Here is a 14450-nt window from a genome sequence, read left to right on the forward strand (position 1 = left end):
CAACCGCCCTTGCCTTCCGTAGGACTCATTGAGGACCCTCGGAGATCCAGCATGGTGGCAGGTTGCGGGAAAACCGCAACGATCCCACGAGCAGTTATCCCCGGAGAGAGGCACTCTCAAGGCGACGGGGCACAACGAAATTTAATTCTTTCGGGCAAAAAATCCAGCCCTGGCAAAGCATAAGTTGCGGCCGCTCACTTGATCGGCGCGACTTCCATGTGCTCCTGGCGCCCATCGTCGTGGGTGATGTCCAAGCCGAACCACTTGTTCCGGACTTCGAGGTAATGCACTTCCGGATTATAAACTGCGGTGGCGGCGCCGACCTCGGAAACGCTGAGGCGCCCGATGGCCGAGACCAGCGTGTATGACGCCACCAGAATGTTCCGCTTCGTTGTTTCCAGGTTCACCTGGGACTGAAGCAATTCCTGCTGGGCGTTCAAAACGTCGAGAACGGTCCGCTGGCCGACCCGCTCTTCTTCGCGAACGCCATTGAGGGCCGTGGTGTTGGCGACGATCGACGCCTTGTCGGATTCCGACTGGGCCTTGAAGCCTTGCAGCTGCGCCCAGGCCTGAACGACCTGGGATTGGGAGGCCGCGCGCGCCACCTCGATCTGCTGAAGCGCTGCGATTTGATTGTGTTTGGCCTGCCGCACGCGGGCATAGACTTCGCCGCCTGCTGGATAGATCGGAACGGTTACACGCCCGACGATCGACGCCGATGTGGCCTCGTCGATGCCGTCCGACGGATCGAACTGATCGGTGTAATTTGCCTCAAGTTGTGCCTGAGGAAGCAATGCGCCCCGGATCTGATCGACCGTAAACCGCTGAGCCTGCTCGAGATAGAGAGCCTGCACGACCTGGGGATTCTCTTTCACGCCGATCGCAATTGCATCTTCAAGCGTCCGCGGGACGAGCTTCGTATTCGGATTTGCTTCGATCAGCCCCGTGGGCGGATGGCCGACGACCTGCTCGAAGATGGCGCGGCTCGACTTGAGATTGGCTTTGGCCTGATCAAGGTCCGATTGGCCGAGGGCGCGCCGGGCTTCCGACTGCGCAACGTCAGTTCTCGTCACTTCGCCGACGCTGAAGCGGTCCCGCTGGGCTTTCAATTCAGCATCGAGAAACTTCAAGTTGTTCTCGTTCAACTTAACGATGGCCTGGTCACGGGTCACATCGCCGAACGCCGTTACGGCGTCGAGCAAAACCTGCTGTTCCGTCTGCCTCAGCGTCTCGCGCCCGGCGCGGTCGTTGGCTTCGGCGGCGTTGACCGCGTTCGTGACTTGAAAGCCAGTGAAGAGAGGCTGCACGAGATCGAGTGCATAGCCGCGCGGGGACGTAATCGCGCGATTAGATTGTCCAACGAGCGGTGAGATGGTCGTGCTTTTCTCGCGGCCGACATTGGCGGAAGCGTTGATATCCGGCCGGTAGCCGGCATTGGCTCTCGAGATATCCTCGTCCCGCGCCCTTTGCGTCGCGCGGGCGGAATCGAGCGTCGGACTGTATTGGTAAGTTGCCGTCAGGGCGTCGAGCAGCGTTTCTGCGCGCGCTGTTGCAGTCATCGCGACGCCAACGGCCAAGGCCAGGAAGGCTTTGGCCGTGTAACGGCCGACCGAGATCGCGCCGTTGCGTGACGATACTTTGACGTTGGAATTAGCCAATTGAATTCACCTGCGCACCACTCAGTCGCGACTGAAAGAGTGGTCCCCCAATTATTCCCGTCTAGCCGATTCGATCTGGATCGACTAAGCGGTTTCACTTCCCCGTAGACCGGCTGTTAACTTATGGCGGTATTCGCGCCACGCCAGAGCCCTTCGCTAAATTCTTCGAAAGAGTTGCTTTTTTCGCGCTTCCCCCGAAGCTCCCCCGTAAACGTCTTAACTTGCAAATCCCGTCTGCGACGGTCGTGTGCAGCTACGTGTGTCTGGTTTGCCGCACACAGAACGCGACTTAGAAGACAAAAGCAGGCCGCGCCTCCGCAAAACCGGAAATCAAAGGTGCGGCAGCCTGGAATGCGTCTCGCCGGGCAAAGATGCTGGCGCGCTTATGCAGGACGACCGCCCGTCCTATTTTGTCATTTATCGCAATCGAGACCAACCGGCCGTTTTCGCGTATCTGATCCTTGATTGTGTCGGGTATCTTTTCGATGCCGCCTTCGATCAGCACGACGTCATAGGGGCCCCTCGCCGGCCAACCCGATGCGGCCGCACCCGAGACAGCGACGACATTTCCGATCGCAAGCGACGCAAATGCTTCAGTGGCAGCCTTCGCCCCGTGGTCGTCGGCAAAAAGTGCAACGACCTTCTTTGCCATCTCAGCCACAACGGCCGCGGCATAGCCCGACTCGCTTATCACGAGAACATTGTCGCCAGCCTCGAACTCGGCGAGCTGGATGAGTTTGGCGAGCACCACCGGCGGCAAGGTTTCCCGCCCCGGCGCGATCATTAAGCTCTCATCGCTATAAGCGAGGCTTGCGAGGCGAGCGGGCAGAAATTTTTCGCGCGGGATGGCCGTCATGGCTGTCGTGATCCGCCGATCCGTCACGTCGCTTGGACGGATCTGACTTTCGACCATGTTCTTGCGCTGCAATGCCACGTCTGCCATCGCTTCTCTCCCCGCCCCCGAGATTTGCCGCCGATGAGACCTCTATAGACGACGCGCTAACCGAGTGCGACGGGAACGCCGTCGCATGTGGAAATTTCGTTCGTGGCCGTAACGGCTTGTAAGGAGAGACTGGTGTATGGTAGATGCCCGGTCGGTCGACGGGCGTCTCGTCTTGGTCCAGTGGAAGCTTTTCCGAAACTTTCGGAACAGCGTTTCATTTAAGGTCCGATTCCGATAAAGACGGCCGCACGATCGCAGAGAGGCCACGTGTCAGAGTGGCTATGAAGCGGACTGCAAATACCCTGCCCGAACTCTCCACCTAGTCAACAACTCCAGAATGATCAGTAAAGACGGGCTGTTTCAGGCTCGTCTTTTCGTTTCTGCTGTTATCTCACACGTGTGAGGGATATTTAGACAAACCCCTTCGTGTGACAAATCTGGAGACAATCGGTGACAATTCAAAATACCCAGGCCCTAAGCAGGCAGTTGGCGCTTGAGAATGAGATGCGTGAGTACGGTGCTCAACGCTTCCGTAGGAGCATGGAGAAGGCGACCAAGAACAAGCGCGGTGCCGAAACCGAGCCGGGAATGGCACTCATCCGGGAGGCCATCCTTCCCCTCTCCAAGGAGATCGAAGCGTGGCGTGAGGAGTGTGCTTCAGGGAGGGCTGGACGGAGGCATGCTGCCTACAAGCTGGTGGAGATACTGCCAGCCGATGTCATCGCCTTCGTCACCATCAAGGTTCTAATCAATTCCGCCATAAGTGGCTCCCCTCTGACCTACAGCTACACGTCCATAGGGACAGCGCTGGAGGATGAGGCTTGGTGCAAGGAGCTTGCGACGAAGGACCGTGGCCTGATGGACAACATGGTCAAGAACCTGAAGCGACGCGGCGTGACCACTAGGAAGAACCGTAGGGCGATGCTGAAGGTTGCTCCCAAGATCAAGGACATCGAACTCAAGACCAACTGGGGGAACCGTCAGACGGTGATCGTAGGGTCTCTCTTTGCTCACATGGCGTTCACTGTGACCGGCTTCTTCGAGACGCCTACCCTGTCCAAGGGAAAGCGGGAGCAGCTGGTCCTGAGGTTCTCAGAGAAGGCTAACGAGTGGTTCGAGAAGCGGAAGGAGTTTGGTGAACTACTGCACCCTTTAGCACTGCCTATGATCGTACCTCCTAGTCCTCGCACAGGTGACCTCACGTCAGGTCCGTACTTCTCAGCAATGAAGAGACCACACACCCTCGTGAAGCGACTGCGCAAGGATCACGTGAAGACGCTCGAAGGTGCAAACCTCACCAAGGTTGTAAAAGCCATCAACCACCTGGATCAGACCTCATGGAAAATCTCAACGCCCGTCCTGGATGCACTAGCTGCACTCTGGCAGGCCGGTCATCCCATTGCAGGGCTTCCAGCACGTGAGGAGCTTCCACTCCCTGAGCGTCTCTCCTGGATGATCGAAGAGGATAAGCGACTAGGGAAACGCAGCAAGGCACAGCTGAAGAAGACCAAGAAGCGCCTCACCAAGAAGCAGGAGAAAGAACTCAAAGAATGGAAGGTCGCTAGCGTTCGCGTTCGCGAGAAGAACAACCTAAGCCGGTCTAAGCGTATCTCGATTGAGAGGCTGATGGAGGTAGCTCAGAAGTTCCGTAACGAGAAGGCGCTGTACTTCCCACATGACCTAGACTTCCGTGGTCGCATCTATGACATCCCGACGGGACTGCACCCACAAGGCGCTGACTATGCACGTGGGATGCTGGTGTTCGCTGAAGGTAAGTATGTGCGCAACACTGAGGCGATGCACTGGCTGATGATCCATGGTGCCAACACCTACGGCTACGACAAGGTTGGCTTTCCAGATCGCGTACAGTGGGTGAAAGACCACATGAAGCAGATAGCTGCGACGGTCGAAGACCCTATTGGCAATCTCTGGTGGGCTGAAGCGGACAAACCATTCTGCTTCCTCGCATGGTGCTTCGACTACATGGGTGTTCTGTCAGGTGAACCGTCCTACATCCCGGTAGCGATGGATGGAAGCTGCAATGGTCTACAGCACTTCAGCGCGATGCTACGTGACGAGATTGGAGGACGTGCAGTCAATCTGGTTCCTGGTGACGTACCCTCGGACATCTACGCGGAAGTAGCCAAGCTGGTCACCACCAAGTTGGAGCGTGAGGTGGAGGAGGAACTTGCTGATCACTGGATGGCGGAAGAGTGGCTGAAGCTAGGTATCAACAGGAAGCTCACTAAGCGTCCTACTATGGTGATGCCTTATGGTGGTCAGCTTACAGCTACCATGCAGTACGTCGAAGATGCCTACAGGGAGTCTATGGATGGGAAGGAGTCACCCTTTGGCCATGACGAGAGACGTGCCTGTGTGCATCTCGGTAAGCACGTCCACCACGGTATCCGTGAGGTCGTCATAAAAGCTGCTGAGGCTATGAAGTGGCTACAGCAGGTAGCACGCGTCATCGCTAGCAACGATCTCCCTATCAAGTGGACAACACCTTCAGGCTTCATCTGCTACCAAGCCTACCGCAATACCAAGTTGCTATCCATTGAGACGTACCTCAGTGGACGCATCAAGAAGAAGATTTACATCCGGGAAGACCAACCAGGGATGTCAGTCAACAAGATGTCTACAGGTATCGCTCCCAACTTCGTGCACTCCCTGGACGCAACAGCGTTGATCCTCACGGTCAACTCAGCAGCGAAAGAAGGAGTTACTCACTTCGCTATGATCCACGACAGCTACGGGACGCACGCTGCTGATACCGCTCAGTTGGCGTACACACTCCGTGAGCAGTTCGTGAAGATGTACTCTAAGCACGATGTGCTGAAGGACTTCCTGGACGAAGTGAAGACGTACCTTCCTGAAAAGGAATGGGAGAAACTACCGCCACTACCAAGCAAGGGAATGTTGGACCTCCGACAGGTGTTGGACTCTGAGTTCTTCTTTGCCTGATTAGCTCACTGCTGTGAGATTCTCATGGGGGTGAGCAATTACCCCCTAGTCATGCAAGACCACACAAACGAGGGATTGAAAGATGAAAGCTAAGCCGACAATGACGCTCCGCTTTGGAGCAGGTCACAATTCACTGACCATCACTGAAGCGAATGGTGAAACCACCTTCGACTTTAATGGAATGCACCGAGACCGTACCGCTCAAGTGAAACGTATGGCAGTGGAGGCATGGTGCAAGGTGAATGGCGTACCGAATGAAACTTGGTCACGTCAGAGGCTTACGCGTCGTCACTCTTCAAGTGGGTCTTCTGTAAAACCATCCCACAAGAAGAAAGCTGTTAATGGCAGACGAAAAGCAGAAGTATGTGCGAACCAAAACTCCGAAGGGCATCGCTCAGTATCCGTGGATCAACACCCCGGACACTAAGTTCAGCGCTGACGGTGACTTCAAGTGCAACCTCATTGTTCCTGCAAAGGAAGCCAAATCGTTCATTAAGCTGATCGATGAGGAAGCGAAGAAGGCCGTTGAATCCTTCAAGGCTAAGGAGAAGAAGCCCACAAAGGGCAAGAAGCCAAAGCCTATTGTCGAAGGTGATAAGCCCTACTTCGAAGAGCTTGACGATGACGGTGAGCCGACAGGCAACATCATCTTCCGTACTAAGCAGCGTGCGAAGATCACGACGAAGAAGGGTGACGTAATCGAGAAGTCGATTGTCATCTACGACGCTAAGGGCAAGCGCATACAAGCTAACGTGGGTGGTGGTTCAACGGTCATCTTGGGTGTTGAACTGCCTCACTACTTTGTTCCCGCGTCCAATGCAGCGGGTGTCTCCCTGCGTCTCCAAGCTGTGCAGGTTCTTGACCTCGTAGAGTTCGGTGGCAACAGCGCCTCAAGCTACGGCTTTGGCGAAGAAGACGGCTATGAGGGTGAAGCCTACAAACCCTCCAAGTCCAAAAACAATAAGAAAGACTCGGATGACTCGGAAGATGAGTCGGACGAGGACGAGGAAGTCTACTGATAGGCAACGGTATCTAACCGACGCCGGTCATCGTTCTGGACTTGAAGACAAGGTGGCAGATCAGTTGGCTCGAAAGGGTCAGCCGGTCTGCTACGAACTCTTCAAGATCAAATACGATCCCCCCGCTAAGACGCGAACGTACACTCCCGACTTCGTTCTAATTAACGGCATCATCGTAGAAACGAAGGGCCGTTTCGTTACTGCTGACAGGCAGAAGCATAAGTTCATCAAAGCGCAGTATCCCAACTTGGTGATCCGCTTTGTATTCTCAAATCCAAATCAGCGAATCTCGAAGAAGTCTCAGACCACCTACGCAATGTGGTGCGATCAATATGGCTTCGAGTATGCCGCTAAACTAATCCCTGACGCTTGGTTCAAAGAAAGCCTCACGCCTTCTCAGGTGGAAGCTACCAAGACTGTGTTGGGATGGACCGTGCCACTCAAACGTAAGAGCTAACATGCGAGAACCCGGACTGACGACTGAAGCCGCAAAGCAAGTAGTTGCTGAGAAGTGCGTCTTCCCCAAGGTCACAGAGAACAGCATAAAAGATCACATCAAAGCTGCTCGTTACCTAGCTGATGGTTCAACCACCATCTGCATCTTGGAGATGTACAACGGCTTCAAAGTCATTGGTCACAGCACACCTGCTGACATCCGAAACTTCAATGAAGAAGTAGGACGACGTTTCGCTTTCGACAACGCCTTCAGACAACTCTGGCAACTCGAAGGGTATCTCCTAAGGGATAAACTTTGGAGCAACCAAGGTCAGAGTTACCAAGGTGGTCTGTAAGCTACAGGCACACAAACTACCCAAGGGGTCATCAGAAATGGTGGCCCCTTTTTTGTCGTCAGGGAGATCGAATGGACATCATCAAGTCTCTTACCGCAATCGAACAACAGGCCCTCAAGGAACTAGCTGAAGAGAACTTCCGAGAAGCCGTTGAGGCCGTAAAGGCCAAACTGAGAGAGAAGAAGCCGTGGTGGCATCGTCTCCTCCCCTTCACTGTAACCGTTAAATGGAGAACCTAAATGTTTGACATCAAGGCCGTCGAAGCAGAGGCCCGCAAGGAAGTTGCTGAAGAGCAGTCGAAGGCAGCTAAGGAGAAGATCAAGGCATCCCTCAAGACGATTGAGAACGCCAAGAAAGTCCTCACCAACGCTCAGCTGGCACACGAAGTCCTCCTTAGGGACATCGGAGCTTAAGTGTTTTCCTCACAGAGATTACTTTCGGAACCCGTCCGCGTTCGTTGGGCGGGCTTCGAGAGTGACACCTTACGCCTACAACAGAGTGGGTGGTCTATCTCAGCGTGGCAAGATGTAATGCGTGATGGGATGCAGCTGATGCTGAAGCATGATGGTGCTCAGATGCAGGCTGTGTCTCAACTCATCACGTGGCCTTACAGAGAATACGCCATGCGCCACACGAATATGAGTTTTCGTGAGCTTCCACCAATACACTTCCATCTCATCGGCAAGTCTATCACCTACCACATTCATGGTGAGGTCGATTACTCAAACTTCAATCCGATCGATGCAACGCCTCAGTTCATCAATCGTGAAGTGAGGAAGTTGGAAGACCTAGTTCACTTTGCTCCAGCGTTAGTACGCACCAAGGAGATCATCCTCCCTGAAGAGAGTGTTCCAGAATTGATGGAACGCATCCTGAAGCTTCAACAGCCGGGACGCGAAGCAGAACTCAAAAGACAGCTACAGGCAGACCGTGAAGGACAGATAGCCGGGACACATCCTAGGCAGAAGTTTCACGCTCAAATCCTCAGCATCGCAGCCTAAGGAACCAATGCACGAACGCTTCTTGTTCGGGCTCATGCTCCTCACCTTCACGGCGTGGGCAGCATTCTCCCTGAACGCAATCACCAACACATTCACAGGAGTCATTCCGTGAAGATTCTCATGGTCACCCTTGCAGCATTCATTCTTGCAGGTTGTGACGAACCCAAAGACTTCATCGTTGCATCCCCTGCTGACCGGGGACCTTATGAGGTCAAGTTCCTCCTGGAGCATGACGGTTGTAAGGTCTTTCGCTTCCGTGACTACGAATACCGATACTTCGTGCGCTGTGACGGTGCTTCTTCATCTGGAGCAAGTTGGTCTGAGACGCACCGTGCAGGTAAGACATCACACACAGAGCACTACAGCATCCCGACAGAGGAAAAGAATTGAAGCACACCCTACATATGTCGCTGGTCCGTAACTTTCATCGGGCCTTTGACATCTCCCCTCCATCAGCACTGACCGTTGATGATGTCCTGAAGCTCCGTGACAAGCTCATCGCTGAAGAGACATTGGAAGTACACGGCGCAGTTGAAGAACTCAGGAACGCTCGTAGTCCTGAAGAACTCCTCGAAGCGAAAGCTCACCTTCTCAAGGAACTTGCAGACCTCCTGTATGTCACCTTTGGATTTGCCGAACTCTTCAACCTTCCATTGGATGAAGCCTTCGTTGAAGTCCATCTGAACAACATGAGCAAGCTTGGTCCTAGCGGCAAGCCGATCCGCAGAGAAGACGGCAAAGTTCTCAAGCCTGAAGGTTTCAAAGAGTGTGACCTCAGGCCACTAATTCAAGGAAGACTATGACTGCATCCTTCAGGTCTCAGCTTCTAACGAGGCGGACCTACTCACGAAAGAAAGACAACGGTAAGCACGAGACTTGGGAAGAGATCGTAGACCGCGTTATCATGCACCAGAATTGGCTATGGTATCGTGCTCTCGGTCGTGAACTTAATTGGACAGAGATGGAGGAGCTTGAGGAGCTTAGCCATCTTATGTTGGACCGCAAGGTTCTCTGCTCAGGTCGCACGCTGTGGCTTGGAGGAACGAACACCGCGAAGACCAAGGAAGCCTCACAGTTCAACTGTAGCTTTCTCAAAGTCGAAAGCGTCTATGACGTAGTGGATGCCTATTGGCTTCTGCTCCAGGGCTGCGGCGTTGGCTTCGAGCCTGTAACTGGTACGCTCAGTGGCTTCTCCAAGCCTGTGAAGGTTAGGAGTGTGCGGTCTTATAGGACTGAGGGTGATCTCGGATACGAGAACAACACTGCTGGTTATGCTGGCAGTACCTTTGTTCTCGAAGTAGGCGATAGCTCTAAGGCGTGGGCGAAATCCGCTGGCAAGTTGCTGGCAATGAAGACGCCGGTTGATGAGATCGTCTTGGACTTCCGCCAAATCCGTAAGGCTGGTTCAGGGATGTCTCAGTATGGATGGACCTCAGACGGTGACTTGCGTATTCGTCCAGCGTTCGAAGCCATCTGTGGGATACTCAATGATCGTGCAGGGGAACTCCTAACTCGTCTCGACATTATGGACATCCTCAATCATCTCGGCACAACCCTGTCCTCAAGACGGGCTGCTGAGATTTGCATGATGCCAGTCGAAGATGATGAGGCGTTGGACTTCGCTCAGGCAAAGCTGAAGATCAACGAAGCGGGATACTATCACCGCACACAGAGTAACAACTCTCTGGTGTTCTGGCACAAGCCTTCCAAGCTTGAGCTTACAGGTCTCTTCCATACGATGCTCTCGAATGGAGGCAGTGAACCTGGATTCATCAACGGCGTTGAAGCTAAGCGGCGTGCTCCGTGGTTCAAGGGTGTCAATCCTTGTGCGGAAATCCTGCTAGGCAACAAGTCCTTCTGCAATCTCTTCGAGGTTGATCTGAAGAAGTTCCCTGAGGAAGACGAAGACCTCTATCGCGCAGTGTACCTAGCAGGCCGTGCTAACTATCGGCAGACGTGTGTCAACCTCCGGGATGGCGTGCTCTCTGATCAGTGGCATGAGACCAATGAGTACCTCCGTCTGTGTGGCGTTGGTCTGACTGGCATCGTTGCTTGGTTGGACCGTAGGCAAGAGTTCTTCGACATTGAAGAGACACCCTCTGAAGTCCTTGATGGTCTCCGTCTGAATGCTCAGCATGGCGCTTGCCTAATGGCTGAAGACCTTGGGCTCCCTATGCCCAAGGCAGTAACCACGGTCAAACCTAGCGGTACGCTTGGTAAGATCATGGATACGACTGAAGGTCTACATCGCCCTATCGCGAAGTACATCTTCAACAACGTCAACTTCTCGAAGCTTGACCCTATCATCCCTGTGCTGAAGGAGGCTGGCTATCACATCTTTGATAATCCCTACGATGCCAACTCGGCACTGGTACGCATCCCTGTTGCACATGAGGGAGTGCGCTTCTGTTCCGTTGGTGGACTCCTTGTCGATACGGAGCCCGCCGTTTCGCAACTTGATCGCTACGCCCTACTCATGCGCAACTATGTCGATCACAATGCCAGTATCACCATCAGCTATTCGCCTAATGAGATACCTGCAATCGTTGAATGGCTGGACCGTAACTGGTCTACCTACGTTGGAGTGAGCTTCCTGCTTCGTCAGGACGTAACGAAGACCGCTGCTGATCTAGGCTACGGCTACCTGCCTCAGGAAGTCGTGACCGAAGAGCGGTGGAAGGAATACGTTGCAGGTCTCAAGCCTGTAGACCTGGACGCTGACGAAGGTGACGACATGGTAGCTGGCGATGAATGCGCTGGTGGTGCATGTCCGGTAAGGTAAGTTGGTGGTTAGCGGTAACAACTCACAGCGGTAAGCTTGTGATGACACCGCTCCCTGATTGGCACCCCATGTCACCTTCATGTTCAGACTTCGATGCTGGACTCAGGAGGCTTTCATCGGCCGCCAACGAGAACAACAGGTAAGCTTCACGTTTTGCGAGTGGCAACTAATCATATGGGCATACTCGTATGAGTTTGAGCACGACTCGTTAGTCAGTGATCAAAGCTTCGATGCAGCCTGTGAACGGCTACAGCTTCCAACAGCAATACCTGACTTCGATCCTGCCACAGGGATGTGGGTGCAGGACGTGGTGAAACACGTTGGGCATGACTTCCTACGTGGAGCGACCAAGAAGCTCAGGGCGATTGGAAGAGGAGCATCGATAACACACTTAAAGTTCCCCAAGGGGTGGCTCTCAGGGCCTCCCCTTATGTATCCACCAACTGCATACGACCACATTGAACAAGAGGGACTTGTGAAAACAGACTTTCAACTCACCATTCACCACACCGATGGCTCAACCTACTGGAAGGTAATGCAGAGCGAGACGCTTGATCGCATTCGCTTGGCAATCGTGAAGATGACCCTTGAAGGGTACTCATATGCCGATGGAGAAGAGAAGATTTTTGTCTCGCCCCACTACATCACGAAGGTTGCGCTGAAGGACGTCGGTGAAAAGATCGAGGTCAAGACCAAGACCAATGACAAAACTGCCGCCGTTCCCACTAACAGCAAGCGGAAAGCTACCAAACCCAAAGCTAAGTAACATCATCCCGTTCAAGCTAGGCTCAGTCTTAGACTGTCCAGACGACGTTCAGCTTTGCCTGAACCTAGCTACGGGAAAGCGTCCAACTGATATTGTTGTCGTAGGCTATGACCAAGAGGGAGTGATCTTCACCTTGGCCACACCAGACCTCAGCGTTGCTGACGCGTACATCCTTTTGGAGCGTGCTCAGCACATCATCAACAATCAAGACTTGCTGGATGATGTACCCCAATGACGCGTGAAGAAGAAAAGCTCACCAAGAAATTACAGAAGCTACTTGAGAAGCGCTTCCACCTTGAGAAGCAGATCACAGCGGTGAAGTTCAAGCTAGGTAAGGCGTCCACCAAAGCGGATGACCAACCTCTCTGGAAGAACTTCCTGTGACCGATAGTGACAGTGAGTTCATCGAGAAGGGGCCGTGCCCAAAGTGCGGCTCCTCCGATGCCAACGCTATCTACGATGACGGTCACACCTACTGCTTCTCCTGTGGCAAACCTGGAAGACAAGAGGGATTTGAAGACGTGGCTAAAAAGCCAACGAAGAACACGATAGGCAAGACAGCCACGGCTACGAAGACCACCACCAAGAAGGCCGTTGGACTGCTACCCGCTGGTGAAGACCAAGGGTGGAAAGCAAGGAACCTCTCAGAGGCTACCTGCAAGAAGTGGGGCATCACACTCTCAGAGATGTCAGGCAATCCCGTTCGCGTGTTTGCTTATAAGAACCGTAAGAACCAGACCATCGCTCAGAAGGTCAGACCTCCCAAGAAGGAGGACATGAGATTCCTAGGAGACGCCAAAGAGGCAGGCCTGTACGGTCAGCATCTCTGGAGAGACAAAGGTAAGAAGGTAGTCATCACTGAAGGTGAGATCGATGCTGCCTCTGTGTCTCAGGTGCAGAACCATAAGTGGCCGGTGGTCTCAGTCCCTACTGGATCACAAGGTGCAAGGAAGGCGCTTCAGAAGTCTCTCGACTGGTTGAACGGATACGATGAGGTCATCCTCTACTTCGACAACGATGAGCCTGGACAGGCTGCTGCTGTTGAATGCGCGTCTCTCTTCAAACCCGGTCAATGCAAGATTGCAAAGACTGACCTGAAGGATGCTAACGAGATGCTCAAGGCCGGTCGTGGCAGTGAGATCGTTGACGCAATCTTCGGAGCTAAAGAGTATCGCCCTGACGGTATCGTTATGGGGTCTGAGCTTTGGGGTGCACTTCAAGAAGACGTTGTAGCATCTCCGTATAGCTACCCCTGGACTACCATGCAGAGTAAGACGCTTGGTCCTCAGCTTGGCCAAGTCATCACGCTCACCGCTGGTTCAGGTATTGGTAAGTCCTCAATCGTCAGAGAGATGGCTCACCACTTCCACTCCACTGGTACGACAATTGGAATGATGATGTTCGAAGAGACTGTGAGGCGTACTGCCTTGGGTCTCATCAGCGTAGCCATGTCCAAAAACCTCACACTTGTCAACAATCCTGCAAAGCTCAAGGGCTTTAAGCAGGCCTTTGATGCAACGATGGGTTCAGGGCGGATCGCTCTCTATGATCACTTCGGCTCAACCTCTATCGACAACGTACTAGATCGTATCCGGTACATGGCGAAGAGCTTGGATTGCAAGATGATCTTCGTAGACCACTTATCCATTCTCATTTCTGGAATGGGTGAAGGTGACGAACGCCGATTGATCGATAACGCTATGACGGCACTGAAGACACTGGCGATGGAATGCAACATCTGCATCTTCCTAGTGTCTCACCTGAAGCGTCCTGAAGGTAAGGCCCATGAGAATGGTGCTGAGACCTCGCTCGGTCAGCTTCGTGGTTCAGCCGCTATCGCTCAGTTGTCAGACATCGTTCTTGGTGTTGAGCGCAATCAGCAAGACGAGAAGCTGAAGAACTTCACACGCCTTCGTATCCTGAAGAACCGTTACACTGGTGAGACTGGTGTGTGCGGATGGCTCAAGTACGACAAGGAAAGTGGTCGCTTAACTGAACTCCTCGAAGACCCATTCTCTGATGACTACGACTTCGCAGATGAAACGGAAGGAGACGATGCTTCGCCCTACTGACACTCACATCATCATCCCCACTTACGACACCACTTGCAGGCTCCTCAAAGGAGTACGCGAGAGTACCAAACAGGAAGTGTGGGTTCTGACTAATGAGCACGGAGACCGTGTAGCTCTCACCACCCAACTGATCCAACTCATTGCTGACATCTACCTTGATGAAGTCCAGGAAGACATTGATGAGATTGCTCGTCAGGTGCAGACCAATGGTGGTCTCTCGTGACGCACCACGTCAGTCCCTTCATGCAGCACACTCTGTATCTTTCTCAGTCCTTCGATGAAGCAGCGCAACGGGAGAGTCCTGAGGTAACACTATGGTTCAAGACTGAGTCCGCTCGGATGAGCTATTACCTTTGGCTTCACAGTCAGTTCAATAACAATCGGATGATGTCTTACGACTACAAGGTAGGCAGCTTTGGACCTGACTCATTCCATCGCTTTCAACTATTAGGCA

The 14450-nt window shown here is 53.4% G+C and carries 16 protein-coding genes; 14 read left to right on the forward strand and 2 right to left on the reverse strand.

Annotated elements, in window-relative coordinates:
* Nucleotides 1-194 precede the first annotated feature (194 nt).
* Nucleotides 195-1658, reverse strand: coding sequence for a TolC family outer membrane protein (locus AACL53_RS12610; RefSeq protein ID WP_339084865.1), 1464 nt, complete (start codon nt 1656-1658; stop codon nt 195-197).
* 289 nt (nt 1659-1947) lie between these two features.
* The gene (locus tag AACL53_RS12615) at nt 1948-2601 is read right to left on the reverse strand and encodes a protein-L-isoaspartate O-methyltransferase (protein WP_339084866.1); all 654 of its coding nucleotides are present in this window, start codon (nt 2599-2601) and stop codon (nt 1948-1950) included.
* A 450-nt stretch (nt 2602-3051) separates the two neighbouring features.
* Between AACL53_RS12615 and AACL53_RS12620 the strand changes: the two genes are divergently transcribed.
* The 14 genes from AACL53_RS12620 to AACL53_RS12685 all read left to right on the forward strand — a co-directional run bounded on the left by AACL53_RS12620 (nt 3052) and on the right by AACL53_RS12685 (nt 14219).
* Complete coding sequence (locus AACL53_RS12620) at nt 3052-5565, forward strand: DNA-directed RNA polymerase (RefSeq protein WP_339084867.1); 2514 nt, start codon at nt 3052-3054, stop codon at nt 5563-5565.
* A 341-nt stretch (nt 5566-5906) separates the two neighbouring features.
* Complete coding sequence (locus tag AACL53_RS12625) at nt 5907-6584, forward strand: hypothetical protein (RefSeq protein WP_339084868.1); 678 nt, start codon at nt 5907-5909, stop codon at nt 6582-6584.
* Nucleotides 6553-7041 (forward strand): hypothetical protein, encoded by a 489-nt coding sequence (locus AACL53_RS12630; protein WP_339084869.1) that lies wholly within the window; start codon nt 6553-6555, stop codon nt 7039-7041. Before AACL53_RS12625 ends, AACL53_RS12630 begins: the two co-directional genes overlap by 32 nt.
* A 1-nt stretch (nt 7042) precedes the next feature.
* The gene (locus tag AACL53_RS12635; protein WP_339084870.1) at nt 7043-7375 is read left to right on the forward strand and encodes a Gp49 family protein; all 333 of its coding nucleotides are present in this window, start codon (nt 7043-7045) and stop codon (nt 7373-7375) included.
* Nucleotides 7376-7446: 71 nt separating this feature from the next.
* Nucleotides 7447-7614 carry a hypothetical protein gene (locus AACL53_RS12640; RefSeq protein ID WP_339084871.1) on the forward strand — a complete coding sequence of 56 codons (168 nt, stop codon included), beginning with the start codon at nt 7447-7449 and terminating at the stop codon, nt 7612-7614.
* The gene (locus AACL53_RS12645) at nt 7615-7788 is read left to right on the forward strand and encodes a hypothetical protein (RefSeq protein ID WP_339084872.1); all 174 of its coding nucleotides are present in this window, start codon (nt 7615-7617) and stop codon (nt 7786-7788) included.
* A gap of 138 nt (nt 7789-7926) precedes the next feature.
* Nucleotides 7927-8376, forward strand: coding sequence for a hypothetical protein (locus tag AACL53_RS12650; RefSeq protein ID WP_339084873.1), 450 nt, complete (start codon nt 7927-7929; stop codon nt 8374-8376).
* A 108-nt stretch (nt 8377-8484) separates the two neighbouring features.
* Complete coding sequence (locus AACL53_RS12655; RefSeq protein ID WP_339084874.1) at nt 8485-8766, forward strand: hypothetical protein; 282 nt, start codon at nt 8485-8487, stop codon at nt 8764-8766.
* Nucleotides 8763-9179, forward strand: coding sequence for a hypothetical protein (locus AACL53_RS12660; RefSeq protein ID WP_339084875.1), 417 nt, complete (start codon nt 8763-8765; stop codon nt 9177-9179). Before AACL53_RS12655 ends, AACL53_RS12660 begins: the two co-directional genes overlap by 4 nt.
* Nucleotides 9176-11158 carry a ribonucleoside-triphosphate reductase, adenosylcobalamin-dependent gene (gene nrdJ, locus AACL53_RS12665; RefSeq protein ID WP_339084876.1) on the forward strand — a complete coding sequence of 661 codons (1983 nt, stop codon included), beginning with the start codon at nt 9176-9178 and terminating at the stop codon, nt 11156-11158. The genes AACL53_RS12660 and nrdJ overlap by 4 nt, the downstream gene beginning before the upstream one ends.
* Before the next feature lie 298 nt (nt 11159-11456).
* Nucleotides 11457-11924 carry a hypothetical protein gene (locus AACL53_RS12670; protein ID WP_339084877.1) on the forward strand — a complete coding sequence of 156 codons (468 nt, stop codon included), beginning with the start codon at nt 11457-11459 and terminating at the stop codon, nt 11922-11924.
* Nucleotides 11925-12155: 231 nt separating this feature from the next.
* Nucleotides 12156-12308, forward strand: a complete 153-nt coding sequence (locus AACL53_RS12675; RefSeq protein WP_339084878.1) for a hypothetical protein — start codon at nt 12156-12158, stop codon at nt 12306-12308.
* Nucleotides 12305-13996 carry a DnaB-like helicase C-terminal domain-containing protein gene (locus AACL53_RS12680; RefSeq protein ID WP_339084879.1) on the forward strand — a complete coding sequence of 564 codons (1692 nt, stop codon included), beginning with the start codon at nt 12305-12307 and terminating at the stop codon, nt 13994-13996. The genes AACL53_RS12675 and AACL53_RS12680 overlap by 4 nt, the downstream gene beginning before the upstream one ends.
* Nucleotides 13980-14219 (forward strand): hypothetical protein, encoded by a 240-nt coding sequence (locus tag AACL53_RS12685; RefSeq protein ID WP_339084880.1) that lies wholly within the window; start codon nt 13980-13982, stop codon nt 14217-14219. The genes AACL53_RS12680 and AACL53_RS12685 overlap by 17 nt, the downstream gene beginning before the upstream one ends.
* Nucleotides 14220-14450: the final 231 nt, after the last annotated feature.

This window comes from Hyphomicrobium sp. ghe19 (assembly GCF_902712875.1).
Classification (GTDB): Bacteria; Pseudomonadota; Alphaproteobacteria; order Rhizobiales; family Hyphomicrobiaceae; genus Hyphomicrobium_B.